Source organism: Polaribacter sp. 2305UL8-11 (assembly GCF_058147165.1).
The window spans coordinates 109,598-124,953 of the sequence record NZ_JBYVJW010000003.1; the positions used below are offsets into that span (position 1 = coordinate 109,598).

A 15,356-nucleotide genomic window follows, 5' to 3' on the forward strand; every position below is an offset into this window, starting at 1 on the left:
AAAAAAAATACAATGATGCCCAAAATGGTTGATAATTTTTAAATAAAAAATCTTTATATTATTCAAGTTAATTTTATGGCTAAAAAAACTTATTACTCATTTTTAAATATTTAGTACCAAATTAAATATTGCTTTTTACGTTTGTATGATATATTTAAGTGATTTTTTTATGTCCAAAAAAACTTCAATAGAGTTTGTTTTCTTTGTTATTCTAGGATTCTCTAGATAGTGAAACATATTTGGTAAAGCTCTGTGAGTATTCATAAAGGATTTTTTGCTATTTTATGCATATACCAGTATCTTCCTGTCTCTAAATTATAGCTTTTTTGGTTGATATAACTCTGATACTTTTCATTCCAGCTCTGTAAATCTAAAAGCCAAAAATTTAAATTTTGATAATTGTGAATCAAATTCATTTTTAAGGTAATTTCTTTTAAATCATGTCTAGCATTACTTTTTGAGTTTTTTAGTTAACCATATTTAAAATACCTTTGAATATGAACTTGACAGCTTTATAGTTAGCTTTTTGTATACTTTTTTAATAGCTTTTAAAATAGATTTTTGACCATCAAAAGTAATCATCACACAAAAAAAGTTTATTGAAACTGGTTTCAATAAACTTTTTTTTTTAATCAAAATAATAAGAATTACAGAAGAATTTACCAACTATTTTTGGCCATTAAGCCAATTATAATAATAATCTTGATTTATAAATCAAATCTATCTAAATTCATCACTTTTGTCCAAGCAGCAATAAAATCATTTACAAATTTTTCTTGTCCATCATTTGCTCCATAAACTTCTGCTACAGCTCTTAATTCTGTATTAGAACCGAAAATTAAATCAGCACGAGTTCCAGAGAATTTCATTGCGTTTGTTTTTCTATCCCTTCCAATAAATTCTTTTTCTTCAGAATTAGCAGCTTTCCATGTTAATGAAAAATCAAGGATATTTGTAAAGAAATCGTTTGTTAAACTTCCTGTTTTATCAGTAAACACTCCATGTTTAGAATTATCATAATTAGAACCTAAAACCCTTAAACCACCTACTAAAACAGTCATTTCTGGAATAGAAAGTGTTAATAAATTGGCTCTATCTACTAACAAATCTTCAGCAGCAACATCTAATTTAGGACTTATGTAATTTCTAAACCCATCTGCTAAAGGTTCTAGATAGCCAAAAGATTCTAAATCTGTTTGTTCTTGAGAGGCATCTCCTCTTCCTTGTGTAAAAGGTACAGTAACAGTATAACCAGCATTATTAGCTGCTTTTTCTACACCAACATTTCCTGCTAAAACAATTAGATCTGCCATAGAAACTTCACCATTAAAGTCATTTTGAATGCCTTCATAAACAGCTAATACTTTCTTTAATTCGTCTGGATTGTTTACAGCCCAATTTCTTTGAGGTTCTAAACGAATTCTACCTCCATTTGCTCCACCCCGTTTGTCAGAACCTCTAAATGTAGATGCAGAAGCCCAAGCAGTTTTTACCAATTCAGAAACAGATAAATTACTATTAGAAATCATCTTTTTTAAAGTTTCTATATCAACATCACTTAAAGTATAATTCACTTTAGGAATTGGATCTTGCCATAATAATTCTTCTTCTGGTACTTCAGGGCCTAAATAACGATCAATTGGTCCCATATCTCTATGTGTTAGTTTATACCAAGCTCTTGCAAAAGCATCTTCAAATGCTTTATGATCTTTATGAAAACGTTCAGATATTTTTCTATATGTTGGGTCCATTTTTAATGCCATATCTGCAGTTGTCATCATTAAAGCTTGTGTTCCATTTCCACCAGCTTTTGGCGCTCTTTTTGCATCAGGATTACTTGGTGTCCATTGATGTGCGCCAGCAGGGCTTTTAGTTAATTCCCAATCATAATTCAATAATACATCAAAATAATCTGCATCCCATTTTGTGGGGTTAGGAGTCCAAGCTCCTTCAATACCACTTGTAATGGTATCATCTAAAACACCAGATTGAAATGTGTTTTTCCAACCAGTACTCATTTCTTCAATAGATGCTCCATGTGGTTCTGTACCCACATATTTTTCTGGATCTGCTGCACCATGAGCTTTTCCAAAAGTATGACCACCAGCTACTAGAGCAACTGTTTCTTCGTCATTCATAGCCATTCTACCAAAAGTAATTTTAATGTCGTGTGCAGATTTTAATGGGTCTGGAACTCCATTAGGCCCTTCTGGATTTACATAAATCAATCCCATGTGAACTGCACCTAAATGTCCTTCTAAATCACCATCACTTGTATCATATCTTTCATCATTATCTAACCAACCAGTTTCGCTTCCCCAATAAATATCTTGCTCTGGTTCCCAAACATCTTCTCTTCCTCCAGCAAAACCAAAGGTTGGAAATCCCATAGACTCTAAAGCACAGTTTCCTGCTAAAATCATTAAGTCTGCCCAAGAAATTTTGTTTCCATATTTCTTTTTTATGGGCCATAAAAGTAGACGAGCTTTGTCTAAATTTCCATTATCTGGCCAACTATTTAAAGGTGCAAATCTGTGTGTGCCAGAAGCAGCTCCTCCTCGTCCATCTCCAACTCTGTAGGTACCTGCACTATGCCAAGCCATTCTAATCATAAAACCTCCATAATGTCCATAATCTGCAGGCCACCAATCTTGCGAATCTGTCATTAAATCAATTACATCTTGTTTTAAAGTAGCAAAATCTACACTATTAAATGCTTTTTTGTAATCAAACTCCTCACCTAAAGGATTAGATTTTGAAGCATTTTGACGTAAAATATTTAATTTTAACTCATTAGGCCACCAATCTCTATTATTAGTTCCTCCTCCTGCAGTTTTTTTTTGAGAGCCGCTTAAAAAAGGGCATTTTTCGCTGTCTTTGTTAATGTCAAAACTGTTTGTATTATCCATTATATGTTTTTTTAGAAATTCTTAATCCAAATTTACAATTTTTATTTTGATAATTTTTATCTATACTTTTTATATTGTTATAATATAAAACTATAGATTTATCTATTTAGGGGCACTAAATAATTTAAGGAATTCCAACATAAATAATTCTTATTGTAATATAAAAAATAAAATTTTTAGTTTGTTTTTTTAACTGTTTTTACCATGTATTTTTGCCAACTGAAAAAAGAATATTAAACTATAAAAATTATATAAAATGGCAACATTAGTTGGTAAAAAATTTCCAAATTTAAGCGTAGATGCAATGAATGAAATGGGAGATACATTTAAATTAAATGTTTTAGAAGAAGCACAAAAAAGCGGTAAAAAAGTTTTGTTATTCTGGTATCCTAAAGATTTTACATTTGTTTGTCCAACAGAATTGCACGCTTTTCAAGCAGCTTTAGGAGAATTCGAAAAAAGAAATACAATTGTAATTGGTGCTTCTTGTGATACACCAGAAGTGCATTTTGCTTGGTTAAGTACATCTAAAGAAAATGGAGGTATAGAAGGAGTTACTTACCCTATTTTAGCAGACAGTAATAGAAATTTATCTTCAGTTTTAGGTATTTTAGATATTACTAATGAAACTTTTGATGAAGCTTCACAAACAATTCAAGTAGAAGGAGACAACGTAACTTACAGAGCAACGTATTTAATTGATGAAGAAGGAACTGTTTTTCATGAAGGAGTTAATCACATGCCAGTTGGAAGAAATGTAAGTGAGTTTTTAAGATTGATTGATGCGTATGCTCACGTTCAAAAAAACGGAGAAGTTTGTCCTGCAAATTGGGAAGAAGGTAAAACAGCAATGGCACCTAATGCAAAAGGAACTGCAGAGTATTTAGCAGCTTACTTAAACTAATATTGTTATGTTACAAGAATTAACAGAAGATAACCTACATGTAATTATAGAAGGAAACAATAAAGTTGTTGTTCAATATTCTGCGACTTGGTGTGGAAATTGTAGAATAATGAAACCTAAGTTTAAAAAGCTTTCAACAGAAATTGATACCGTTAAATTTGTAATTGTAGACGCAGAAAAATTTCCAGCAAGTAGAGAATTTGCAGATGTAAGTAGTTTGCCAACATTTGCAACATTTGTAGATGGTAAATTTGTAAATCAAGTACAAACCAATAAGTTTGATGTGTTAAAAGATCTGGTTAAAGAAATAGTTTAGTAAATTAGAAAAGCGTTTAACTATTCATATTTAGAAGTTTTAATAATTTAATTTAACAAAAAAAGTTCCTTTCCTTTGGGAAGGTTAGGATGGGATTATGAAGTTACCAGTAATAAAACACTTAACTAATTTTATCGAAGAAAACGATCAAGATTATATATTAGAAACAATTGAAACTCTAGAAAGCTTAACAGAAGTATCGTCTTTAAAAGATGAAGAACTAGATGTTATTGGAGAGTTAATTTCTAATTTATATGGAGCAGTAGAGATAGATAAAATGATAAAAAAAGGCACACCAAAAAAAGAAGCATTAAATTCTTTTATGAAACGTGTTTTAGGGTCTATAGATAATTAAATTGTAACTATTTATAATCTATACTTTTACACCAAATAAAAAACTACTTTGCAATTTTACAAGGTAGTTTTTTTTGTGCCTTATAATTACGTATTTTTGGGCGTTACCTAAAGGTCGCGCTTTCCACTATATCTTTTTTGTAAAAAACAAAAAAGGATGTCGTTTCAATCGCTAACGCTGGCCTATTTAATGACAATTTGACCAAACCCAACAAATGGCACGTTTTTTAACGTATTCATTCTATAGTATAAAAGAAAAATATGAGTTTTTTTAAAAAAATATTTTCAAAAGAAAAAAAAGAAACCTTAGACAAAGGTTTAGAAAAATCTAAAGAAAGTTTCTTTGGTAAACTAACCAAAGCAGTAGCAGGTAAATCTAAAGTAGATGATGATGTTTTAGATAATTTAGAAGAAGTTTTAGTAGCATCAGATGTAGGTGTAAATACCACATTAAAAATTATAGATAGAATAGAAGCAAGAGTAGCCAAAGATAAATACGTTGGTACAGACGAGTTAAATAAAATTCTTAGAGAAGAAATAGCAGGATTATTGTCTGAAACTAATTTGGGTAACGAAACAGAATTTAAAATTCCAGAAATACCAAATGATGCTTCTGGAAATAAAATGCCTTATGTTTTAATGGTTGTAGGTGTTAATGGAGTTGGTAAAACAACTACCATTGGTAAATTAGCAAGTCAATTTAAAAAACAAGGATTAAAAGTTGTTTTAGGAGCAGCAGATACTTTTAGAGCAGCAGCCATAGACCAATTACAAGTTTGGGCAGACAGAACAGAGGTGCCAATTATACGTCAAGAAATGGGTTCAGATCCAGCTTCAGTTGCTTTCGATTCATTAAAATCTGCAGTGAATCAAAATGCAGATGTGGTAATTATAGACACAGCTGGGCGTTTACACAATAAAGTAAATTTAATGAACGAACTAACAAAAATAAAACGTGTAATGCAAAAAGTAGTAGCAAATGCTCCTCATGATGTTTTATTAGTGCTAGATGGTTCTACAGGACAAAATGCATTTGAACAAGCTAAGCAGTTTACCAAAGCAACAGAAGTAACTTCTTTAGCTGTTACAAAATTAGACGGAACAGCAAAAGGTGGAGTCGTAATTGGTATTTCTGATCAATTCCAAATTCCTGTAAAATATATTGGAGTAGGAGAAGGGATAGATGATTTGCAGGTGTTCAATAAAGTAGAATTTGTAGATTCTTTTTTTAAATAAACTATGAAGAAAAGTATAAGATAAAGGCACTGTCCAAGATTTTGTGTAAATAAAATTTCAGAGGGTTTAACTTATTTAGAGTTGAACCCTTTTTTCAATTATAGCCAAAAATTGATTAAGTATTAGTTCTCAATTATGAATTGGTTGTTTCCATTTTTTTTGGTTACTTGTATTAAAAATCTCTTTCCTTATTTTACAGTCATATATAGTGAACTCACTATATATCATATCTACCATAGGTGGAATAGGAACTGTGAGAAGGTAATACTATTTTTTGCTCAAAAATTTGTTATCTTGCTTGTATGAAAAAATTAGTCTCATTCAGTTTATATATTTCTATCATTTTTAGTTGTAGTAATGATGAAATGGTACAACACAATAACAATATTAAATTCTCTTCTCCTGAAGCTCAAGGGATGAATTCGAACCTTTTAAATTCTGCTTATATTGAGATGCAAAATAAAGGTTTTGTAGATGGTATTCTTATTGTTAAAAATGACTTTATTGTAGGAGAAAAATATTTTAACGGTTATGATAAATATAAGCCTCATAACGTTAAGTCTGTATCTAAAAGTATTTTATCTGCTGTTTCTGGCATAGCTATAGACGAAGGTTTGATAAATATGAACGATAGACTATTACAGTTCTTTCCTGAGTTTGATAATCAAGTGTTGGATATTAGAAAGAGAGATATTACAATAGAACACTTATTAAAAATGAGAATGGGAATTTTAGCTGACTGGGATTACGTTGGTGGTAACAATGTTTATCTTAACTTATATAATTCTAGTAATTGGGTAGAGAGTACAATATTGCATCCTTTAACTTATAATCCTGGAGAGGTGATGAGTTATAATACATTTCAAACACACTTATTGTCTGTTATTATATCTAAAACATCTCAGAAAACTACATTTGACTATGTAGTAGATAAGTTGTTTAAACCAATGAATATTAGTTTAGATAATTGGGAAGTTGATCCTCAAGGAAATTATTTTGGAGGTAATTCTATGTTTATAACTCCTAGAGAAATGTATTTGTTTGGTAAACTATATTTAAAAGGAGGTAAGTTTAATAATAAACAAATAGTTCCAAATAATTGGGTAGAGTCATCGCTATTATCGACCACTAATTATAATAATTTTAGCATAGGAAAACTAGAAAATTATAATTATGCTAGCTTATGGTGTTTGGGAGAAATAAATAAACATAAATTATTTATGGCTTATGGTTTTGGTGGGCAATTTATAATTGTTTTTCCTGATTTAAACTTAATCATTGTAACTACAGCAAAACATGATATAGACTTTAATTCAGCAGATAACCAAGAAGAAATTTTGTTAGGCTATGTTTCTAAATATATAATACCCTCAATTAATTAAAAGAGAATTTATATCAAATCTATTGATGAATACTCTTTTTTCTTTTTTGTATTATAGACTTCTTTCTTATCTACTACTAAAGCGTTTATCTATTATAAATACTTGGAATATTTTTGGTACTTGTACTCATTTCAAAAACAATTTACAATGCTTTGTGTAACCCAAACTTAACCTTATGAAAAAGTGTTTTGCTGTCGAGCTTTCTATATAGTGACAGGCATAATAATGATAATTATAACTTGATTTTTCACAATCTTTTGTATGTTCATATTACTATAAGTAATTCCATTTTGCCTCTTTATTTTAGTAAAATAAGCTTTAAAGACTTTATTATTTGGTAATTCTTTTACAAAGTTTAGTACAATCTGGACTTCAAATTGTTCTATATCTCTTATTTAAGAGAATTAGTTTTTGCTATTCTTTAAAATTAATTAGAAATTATTTTTCTATGTAAAAATAGAACAGTTTACATATCTATTTTGTGTCCCAATTCTTTTCGTAGTAAATTTGAAAAAAAAAGTTTAATTTCTATGAATAAAAAATCTTGGCCTACAAAAAAGGCAATGCAACAAGTGTATGAAATGAAACTTTGGGGTAATAATCAAACTGAATTTTATTCAGGAGATGGTTCTCATCATCCAGAAATTGTTATTCCATACGTAGAGGTTATAACTTCTTTTTTGGCTTCTTTTAAAGAACCAATCTCTGTATGCGATTTAGGTTGTGGAGACTTTAATATTGGTAAACAACTAGTAAAATATACCAAAAATTATATTGCAATAGACATTGTTAAAAACTTAATAGATTACAACAAACAAAAATTTATAGCAGATAATTTACAGTTTTATTGTTTAGACATTGCAAAAGACAATTTACCTAAAACAGACTGTGTAATTTTAAGGCAAGTATTACAGCATTTATCAAATGCAGAAGTTGGTAATATTGTAAATAAATTAGTAAAATATAAATTTGTAATTCTTACAGAACATTTACCAAATGATAATTTTATCCCCAATAAAGATATTATATCAGGACAGGGAATTCGAATAAAAAAACAAAGTGGAATCAACCTACTAGCTTCTCCTTTTAATTTTAAAGTTAAAGAAGAAAAACAATTATTATCTTATACGTTAAGTGATAAAAAAGGAATGATTATAACAACTCTTTACAAAGTATTTTAAGAAGATTAAATAACAATGGCACAACAATTGTTTTTATAGTATTGATGATTTTTTAAATATTATCTATTTATTTGATTATCAATAAAATAAAAACAAAACATTGATGGCGATTTTATGAGTTTCATAAATCAATGTCAGTATGACAGATATACAGCAAATGAGCAAACCAAAAGTAATGCATATAGACAATTTGTCGCTTCACAGTATGTTAAATGAAGATTCTGAGTTAATCCCTTTAATGACACCAGAAGATGAAGAAATTATTAACAAAGAAAGTGTACCAGAAATTTTACCAATTTTACCTTTAAGAAATACGGTTTTATTTCCTGGAGTTGTAATTCCGATTACAGCTGGTAGAGACAAATCTATTCAACTAATAAAAGATGCAAATAAAGGCAATAAAGTAATTGGTGTTGTAGCACAGAAAAATGAAGATGTAGAAGAGCCAGAGTTAAAAGACATTCATACTACTGGTGTTGTTGCGCAAATTTTACGAGTTTTAAAAATGCCAGATGGTAACACTACAGTTATTATTCAAGGTAAAAAACGCTTTGAAATTGATGAAATTGTTCAAGACAAACCTTATTTAAAGGCAAAAGTAAAAGAAGCTTTTGAAGATAGAGAAATTGATGATGTTAAGGAGTTTGACGCCATTATAGACTCTATAAAAGAACAAGCTTTAGAGGTAATTAAAGAAAATCCAATGTTGCCAAGTGAAGCTTCTTTTGCCATTAAAAACATAAAATCAAATTCTTTTTTGGTGAATTTCATTTCATCAAATATGGATTTATCTGTCGCGCAAAAACAAGTAATTTTAGAAAAAGACAATTTAAAAGAACGAGCTTTATTAGCTTTAAAAAATTTAAACAAAGAACTTCAAAAATTGAAATTACGTAATGATATTCAGTCTAAAACGCGCGAAGATTTAGACCAACAGCAACGTGAATATTATTTACACCAGCAATTAAAAACCATTCAAGAAGAGTTAGGTGGTGCTTCTAATGATCAAGAATTAGAGGAAATGCGAAAGCAAGCAAAATCTAAAAAATGGAATAAAGAAGTTGCAGATACTTTCGATAAAGAAATCAACAGATTAAAAAGAATGAATCCTCAAGCTGCAGAATATGGTGTGCAGCGAAGCTATTTAGAACTATTATTAGAACTTCCTTGGGGTATTTATTCTGAAGATAAATTCGATTTAAAACACGCAACAAAAGTATTGGATAGAGATCACTTTGGCTTAGAAAAAGTGAAAGAAAGAATTATAGAGCATTTAGCGGTTTTAAAGTTAAGAGGAGATATGAAATCTCCAATTATATGTTTATACGGACCTCCAGGAGTTGGTAAAACCTCTTTAGGAAAGTCGGTTGCAGAAGCATTAGGACGTAAATATGTACGTATGTCTTTAGGTGGTTTACGCGATGAAGCTGAAATTAGAGGGCATAGAAAAACCTATATTGGAGCAATGCCTGGACGTTTAATTCAGAATTTGAAAAAAGCTGGAACTTCCAACCCAGTTTTTGTACTGGATGAAATAGATAAACTTGGGCAAAGTCATCAAGGTGATCCATCTTCTGCAATGTTAGAAGTTTTAGATCCTGAACAAAATGAAGCTTTTTACGATAATTATTTAGAAGTTGGTTATGATTTATCTAAAGTGCTTTTTATTGCAACAGCAAATAATTTAGGGCAAATTCCTTGGGCATTACGTGATAGAATGGAAGTTATAAATGTTACTGGATACACAATTGAAGAAAAAATAGAAATTGCCAAAAGACATTTATTGCCTAAACAATTAAAAGAACATGGGTTAACTACAAAAGATTTAAAGTTAGGCAAACAACAAATAGAAATTATTGTAGAGGGTTACACACGCGAGTCTGGTGTTAGAGGTTTAGAAAAGAAAATTGCCAAAGTGGTACGTTTTGCTGCAAAATCTATAGCTTTAGAAGAGGAATATGATGTTGCAATTTCTTCAGAAAAAATAGAAGAAATTTTAGGAACTCCAAGAAATAGAGACAAATACGAAAACAATGGAGTTGCTGGTGTGGTTACAGGTTTAGCTTGGACAAGCGTTGGTGGAGATATTTTATTTATAGAGTCTATATTATCAAAAGGAAAAGGAACACTTTCTATTACTGGTAACTTAGGAAATGTAATGAAAGAATCTGCAACTATTGCACTACAATATATAAAATCGAATGCAGAAGAATTTGGGATAAACCCAGAAATTATGGAGAAGTACAATGTACATATTCATGTACCAGAAGGAGCAACTCCAAAAGACGGCCCAAGTGCAGGAATTACAATGTTAACATCTTTGGTTTCTTCTTTTACACAACGTAAAATTAAAAATAAGTTGGCAATGACAGGAGAAATTACTTTGCGTGGTAAAGTATTGCCAGTTGGCGGAATTAAAGAAAAAATTTTAGCAGCAAAAAGAGCAAATATTAAAGAAATTATTTTGTGTGAAGACAACAAAAAAGATATTTTAGAAATAAAAGAAAGTTACTTAAAAGGTTTGACTTTTCATTATGTTTCTGATATGAAACAAGTTATAGAAATTGCACTTACCAAACAAAAAGTAAAAAAAGCTAAGAAGTTAGCTTAGTTAAAGAGGCTGTCTAAAAAGTAGTTATGTATGTCAAACTGAGCCTTTCGTCTTTGCTCAAGACAGGCTTTGTTGAAGTTTTATAATTCATTGATTATCAATTGTATTAAGACAAGTTCAATACAACAAGTAGTTAATTTATTTACTTTTTAAACAGCCTCTTTTTTACAGATAAAATAAAAAGTTTAATTTCGATAAAATTTTTGATATGAGTAATAATTACGATGTTGTTATAGTTGGTGCAGGTACTGCAGGATTAATGTTGGCAAGAGAGTTTGGTAAAGCAAAAATAAAAACATTACTCTTAGACAGGAAAGATAATTTATTAGAATTTTCTTTTAATACTTTAGGAAGTTTTATCAATTTAAAAGATTTTGATTTAACCGAAAATGTGGTTGCTCAAAAAATTGATACCTGTACATTCCACTCAAAAAATATAACAAGAAAAATTAAAGGTGATGCCTATATTTTAGATAAGAAAAAAGTACATGAAGAGCTTTTATCATCTATAGATTCTAAGTATATAACAACCATTTTAAAAGTTAATATTAAAGATATTCACAAAGATGAAACAGGAAATTTTACATCTGTAACAGACACAAAAAAAAACGAATATTTTGGTAAAATTTTTATTGATGCTTCTGGTACAAATGCAGTAATTAGTAAAAAAATTGGACTGCGTTCAAAAAAAGTAGATTTGGCAACAGGAGTTGAATATAATGTGCAATATCATGGAAACCCTCAAGAGGCGCATCTCTTAGTTGGAAAAGCATATCAAGGAGGTTATGGGTGGATTTTTCCACTTCAAAACAAAAGAGCAATTATAGGTTTTGGTACTTTTGATGAAAAAATTGTTAAAGAATTAAAACAAAGGTTAAATAGCATTCTCAATTTACCAAAAATAAAGAAATTAGTCACAAAAGATAATGAATTGGTAGAAGGAGGTAGCATACCTTTAACACCAGTTTTAGATAAGTTTGTATTAAATAATTTAGTATGTGTTGGAGATAGTGTTTCTCAAGTAAATCCTATTGTTGGAGAGGGTTATAAATTTATCTTTGAAGCAGCAATAATGGCATCAAAAGCAATAGAGAAATCTTTAAAGAGTAATGATTTAAGTTATTTATCTGAATACGAAACTGTTTGGAAGAAACGCTTCTTCGATAACTATTCCCGTTCAAAAAAATCTCAACAGAAATTATTTAAATATTCTCAAAATGATCTTTTAATGGATTTTGCTTTTTTAATGATGAAAATAAGATCAGATGCTAGTATTATTAGGTCTTTGTCTGGAGAATATGGCTTAGATAAAATAGAAAATTAATTTTTTCTACTTTTATTCGGTTTTAGGTTGGCTTTGCCAAATTACATTCATAATTTTCCATTGGCCATTTACTTTGGCTAAGTGAAACAAATCAATACCCCATTCTGCAGTTAATTTTGCAGAAGCAGTTTTAGAATTTACATCAAAAATTTCTATTTTTTTAGGAGAGTCTTTGGTAACATTTTTCCCACTTTTATTCCATCTTGCAGATAAATTAACCAATTGTTTGTAAGTCATTTCTAAATTATCTACGTACTGTTTTTTATCTGGATGAAACCAATATCCAACTTTACGTAAAGTGGTATCTACGCTTTTTTCTATTCTTGTAGAATCTACCAAATACAAACCTTCTACATAATCTAAAATAGCATTTTCTACTTCTTTATAGTTAGGAGTTTTTTTTACAACTTCAATTTTATCTTGTGTTGTTTTATTGTTAGAAGTTTCACAAGAATATGTAAGCAGTAATATTAATAAAATGGCTAAAAAGAAATGTCTTTTTTTCATAATAAGTTGATTTATAAATGAATGCTAAAGTTAAAAGAAAATATGGGATTTTCTTTTTTTAAAGCATTTTTAACTTATTGAAGCTAAAAAATCTTTCTTATTTGAAGAATTCTTTGGAGTTTTCCCAATGAACGTCCATTTCTGCTAAAGACATATCAGATAGTTGTTTACCTTCTTTTTTCGCAGCTTTTTCTAAGAATTGAAAACGGTTGATAAACTTTTTATTCGTTTTTTCCAAAGCATTTTCTGGGTTTACACCAATAAAACGTGCATAGTTTATCATAGAAAATAAAACATCGCCAAATTCTTTTTCTATGTTTTGTTGGTTTCCTTTTTCGATTTCTTCATTAAGTTCAGCAAGTTCTTCTTGTACTTTTTCCCAAACTTGTGCTGGTTTTTCCCAATCAAAACCTACACCTGCAACTTTATCTTGAATTCTACTGGCTTTTACAACAGCAGGCAAACCTTTTGGGACACCTTCTAAAACAGAATTTTTACCTTCTTTTAGTTTTAATTGTTCCCAATTACGCTTCACATCATCTTCATTTTCAACCTTTACATCTCCATAAATATGTGGGTGTCTGTCAATAAGTTTATCACAAATAGAATTGGCTACATCTGCAATATCAAATGCATTTTTTTCGCTACCAATTTTTGCATAAAAAACAATGTGTAGCAACACATCACCCAATTCTTTTTTAATTTCTGGTAAATCGTTATCTAAAATAGCATCAGCCAACTCGTAAGTTTCTTCTATGGTTAGATGACGCAAACTCTCTAAAGTCTGTTTTTTATCCCAAGGACATTTTTCCCTGAGTTCATCCATAATATCTAACAATCTGTTAATTGCTGTTAACTGTTGTTTTCTACTATTCATTTTTTTTGAGTTTTAAGGTTGAGATTTCTCAATCGCTTAAAAAAGCTCATTTCGAAATGACATAAGTTTTCCGATTTTTTTCTAAAAACTATTCAGATTCAGTTTCATCGGAAACCTTTTCTACTTTAGAAAAATCCATACCAGCTTTAACAAGTGTATTAAACCACTGGATTACTTTTTTAATATTAGATGTGTAAACTCTTTCATCATCATAATTTGGTAAAACCTCTAAGAAAAAAGCTTCTAATTTTTTAGAACTTTCTTTGTGCGATATAGCTTCTTCTCCAGCTGTTTTTTTATACATGGCTGTAAAAACATCTAATAAAGGTATGTCTTCTTCGTACGTATAAATAGCTATATTTTCTAATAAGCTTACATTTTGTGCTGCATTTATTGCCAATCTTTTTTTGTCTAATAAAGATTCTGCTATCACAGCATTTTTAGATTGAGAAATTACTTGAAATAATCCTGGTTTACCAGTTACAGCTATAATTTTACTAAATTCCATTTGTATATTTTTTTGTCTTTTATAAGACTATTTACCTTTTTTTGCTTTCGGAAAACGCATTCTGTAATCAGATCTAATTTTTCCTTTAGAAATATTTTCTAATTTCTTTTTAATTAACCTTTTCTTTAATGTAGATAGTTTATCTGTAAATAAAATACCTTCTATATGATCATATTCATGCTGAAAAACTCTGGCAGCTATACCCTCTAAAGTTTCTGTATGCTTTTTAAAGTCTTCATCTTGATACTCAATTGTTATTTTTGGCTGACGAAAAACGTCTTCACGAACATCAGGTATACTTAAACAACCTTCGTTAAAAACCCATTCTTCTCCTTCTTCTTTTATAATTTTTGCATTTATAAAAACCTTATTAAAATCTTTTAAAGCAGTTCTATCTTTTTCAGATAAATCTTCATCTTCTGCAAAAGGAGAAGCATCAATTAAAAATAAACGAATGGCTTTACCAATTTGTGGTGCAGCCAATCCAACACCAGAAGCATTGTACATTGTTGCTCTCATGTTGGTAATTAATTCTTTTAAATTGGGGTAATCTTTGTCTATTTCTTCGCAAACTTTGCGTAAAACAGGATCTCCATAAGCAACAATAGGTAATATCATTTATTTTGATTTTTAACGGTGCAAAAATACAAATTAGAATTGCGAATAACCAACTTATTAGAAGCGTTTTTATTGATTGTATAAATAAGATTGCAAGATAATTGTGGCACTAATTTCATCAATTAAACCTTTGTTTCTTCTTTGTTTTCTTTTTAAACCACTATCAATCATAGTTTGAAAAGCCATTTTAGACGTAAAACGTTCATCAATTCGTTGAATAGGAATATTAGGAATCTCTTTTTGTAACTTTTCTAAAAAAGGAGCAATAAAAATGGCACTTTGGCTATCAGAATTGTCCATTTGTTTGGGTTTACCAACAACAAAAAGAACTACTTTTTCTTTAGAAATATACTCTTTTAAAAAAGAAATTACCTCTTCTGTAGGAATTGTGGTAAGTCCTGAAGCAATAATTTGTAATTCATCTGTAACAGCAATACCTGTTCTTTTTTCACCAAAGTCGATGGCTAAAACTCGTCCCAAATCTATAATATTTTTGCAAAAATACAGTTTACAAATCAATAGCAATAAAAGAATTTAGTTTTTATTGGGTTGATACCTAGGCAATTTAGATGAATTGTTGTTTTGTTTGTATATTCATAATTAAACAACTACTAATAATCTGTTTAAAA

At 29.5% G+C, this 15,356-nt stretch carries 14 protein-coding genes; 8 read left to right on the top strand and 6 right to left on the bottom strand.

What is annotated here, in order from left to right; genetic code table 11:
- Positions 1-707 precede the first annotated feature (707 nt).
- Complete coding sequence (gene katG / locus ACY2RW_RS03575; protein ID WP_490121329.1) at positions 708-2,909, bottom strand: catalase/peroxidase HPI; 2,202 nt, start codon at positions 2,907-2,909, stop codon at positions 708-710.
- Between the two features lie 256 nt (positions 2,910-3,165).
- On the opposite strand from katG, the gene ACY2RW_RS03580 reads away from it, so the two are divergent.
- The 8 genes from ACY2RW_RS03580 (at position 3,166) to ACY2RW_RS03615 (ending at position 12,217) form a co-directional block, all read left to right on the top strand.
- The gene (locus ACY2RW_RS03580; RefSeq protein ID WP_490121330.1) at positions 3,166-3,813 is read left to right on the top strand and encodes a peroxiredoxin; all 648 of its coding nucleotides are present in this window, start codon (positions 3,166-3,168) and stop codon (positions 3,811-3,813) included.
- Positions 3,814-3,820: 7 nt separating this feature from the next.
- The gene (locus tag ACY2RW_RS03585; RefSeq protein ID WP_490121331.1) at positions 3,821-4,129 is read left to right on the top strand and encodes a thioredoxin family protein; all 309 of its coding nucleotides are present in this window, start codon (positions 3,821-3,823) and stop codon (positions 4,127-4,129) included.
- A gap of 97 nt (positions 4,130-4,226) precedes the next feature.
- On the top strand, positions 4,227-4,484 hold the full coding sequence (locus ACY2RW_RS03590; RefSeq protein ID WP_490121332.1) for a DUF6952 family protein: 258 nt from the start codon (positions 4,227-4,229) through the stop codon (positions 4,482-4,484).
- A gap of 260 nt (positions 4,485-4,744) precedes the next feature.
- Positions 4,745-5,719, top strand: a complete 975-nt coding sequence (ftsY, locus tag ACY2RW_RS03595) for a signal recognition particle-docking protein FtsY (protein WP_490121333.1) — start codon at positions 4,745-4,747, stop codon at positions 5,717-5,719.
- Between the two features lie 302 nt (positions 5,720-6,021).
- Positions 6,022-7,101: a serine hydrolase domain-containing protein gene (locus tag ACY2RW_RS03600; protein ID WP_490121334.1), complete on the top strand. Its 1,080-nt coding sequence runs from the start codon at positions 6,022-6,024 to the stop codon at positions 7,099-7,101.
- A gap of 530 nt (positions 7,102-7,631) precedes the next feature.
- A complete protein-coding gene (locus tag ACY2RW_RS03605) occupies positions 7,632-8,282 on the top strand; it encodes a methyltransferase domain-containing protein (RefSeq protein ID WP_490121335.1) in 651 nt (216 codons plus the stop codon).
- Positions 8,283-8,421: 139 nt separating this feature from the next.
- Positions 8,422-10,893, top strand: coding sequence for an endopeptidase La (lon, locus tag ACY2RW_RS03610; RefSeq protein ID WP_490121336.1), 2,472 nt, complete (start codon positions 8,422-8,424; stop codon positions 10,891-10,893).
- 208 nt (positions 10,894-11,101) lie between these two features.
- A complete protein-coding gene (locus tag ACY2RW_RS03615) occupies positions 11,102-12,217 on the top strand; it encodes a lycopene cyclase family protein (protein WP_490121337.1) in 1,116 nt (371 codons plus the stop codon).
- Between the two features lie 12 nt (positions 12,218-12,229).
- Here the strand turns inward: ACY2RW_RS03615 and ACY2RW_RS03620 are convergent, their stop codons facing one another.
- The 5 genes from ACY2RW_RS03620 to ruvX form a co-directional block, all read right to left on the bottom strand.
- Positions 12,230-12,724: a nuclear transport factor 2 family protein gene (locus ACY2RW_RS03620; RefSeq protein WP_490121338.1), complete on the bottom strand. Its 495-nt coding sequence runs from the start codon at positions 12,722-12,724 to the stop codon at positions 12,230-12,232.
- 97 nt (positions 12,725-12,821) lie between these two features.
- Positions 12,822-13,601: a nucleoside triphosphate pyrophosphohydrolase gene (gene mazG, locus ACY2RW_RS03625; RefSeq protein ID WP_490121339.1), complete on the bottom strand. Its 780-nt coding sequence runs from the start codon at positions 13,599-13,601 to the stop codon at positions 12,822-12,824.
- 88 nt (positions 13,602-13,689) lie between these two features.
- Positions 13,690-14,109, bottom strand: coding sequence for a DUF5606 family protein (locus ACY2RW_RS03630; protein ID WP_490121340.1), 420 nt, complete (start codon positions 14,107-14,109; stop codon positions 13,690-13,692).
- A gap of 27 nt (positions 14,110-14,136) precedes the next feature.
- The gene (gene def / locus ACY2RW_RS03635) at positions 14,137-14,727 is read right to left on the bottom strand and encodes a peptide deformylase (RefSeq protein WP_490121341.1); all 591 of its coding nucleotides are present in this window, start codon (positions 14,725-14,727) and stop codon (positions 14,137-14,139) included.
- Between the two features lie 69 nt (positions 14,728-14,796).
- On the bottom strand, positions 14,797-15,207 hold the full coding sequence (ruvX, locus tag ACY2RW_RS03640) for a Holliday junction resolvase RuvX (protein WP_490121342.1): 411 nt from the start codon (positions 15,205-15,207) through the stop codon (positions 14,797-14,799).
- Between the last annotated feature and the right edge of the window lie 149 nt (positions 15,208-15,356).

Bases quoted from the DNA above. Each gene is read 5' to 3' on its own strand.
- katG (WP_490121329.1), bottom strand. From the start codon at position 2,909: ATGGATAATACAAACAGTTTTGACATTAACAAAGACAGCGAAAAATGC.
- ACY2RW_RS03580 (WP_490121330.1), top strand. From the start codon at position 3,166: ATGGCAACATTAGTTGGTAAAAAATTTCCAAATTTAAGCGTAGATGCA.
- ACY2RW_RS03585 (WP_490121331.1), top strand. From the start codon at position 3,821: ATGTTACAAGAATTAACAGAAGATAACCTACATGTAATTATAGAAGGA.
- ACY2RW_RS03590 (WP_490121332.1), top strand. From the start codon at position 4,227: ATGAAGTTACCAGTAATAAAACACTTAACTAATTTTATCGAAGAAAAC.
- ftsY (WP_490121333.1), top strand. From the start codon at position 4,745: ATGAGTTTTTTTAAAAAAATATTTTCAAAAGAAAAAAAAGAAACCTTA.
- ACY2RW_RS03600 (WP_490121334.1), top strand. From the start codon at position 6,022: ATGAAAAAATTAGTCTCATTCAGTTTATATATTTCTATCATTTTTAGT.
- ACY2RW_RS03605 (WP_490121335.1), top strand. From the start codon at position 7,632: ATGAATAAAAAATCTTGGCCTACAAAAAAGGCAATGCAACAAGTGTAT.
- lon (WP_490121336.1), top strand. From the start codon at position 8,422: ATGACAGATATACAGCAAATGAGCAAACCAAAAGTAATGCATATAGAC.
- ACY2RW_RS03615 (WP_490121337.1), top strand. From the start codon at position 11,102: ATGAGTAATAATTACGATGTTGTTATAGTTGGTGCAGGTACTGCAGGA.
- ACY2RW_RS03620 (WP_490121338.1), bottom strand. From the start codon at position 12,724: ATGAAAAAAAGACATTTCTTTTTAGCCATTTTATTAATATTACTGCTT.
- mazG (WP_490121339.1), bottom strand. From the start codon at position 13,601: ATGAATAGTAGAAAACAACAGTTAACAGCAATTAACAGATTGTTAGAT.
- ACY2RW_RS03630 (WP_490121340.1), bottom strand. From the start codon at position 14,109: ATGGAATTTAGTAAAATTATAGCTGTAACTGGTAAACCAGGATTATTT.
- def (WP_490121341.1), bottom strand. From the start codon at position 14,727: ATGATATTACCTATTGTTGCTTATGGAGATCCTGTTTTACGCAAAGTT.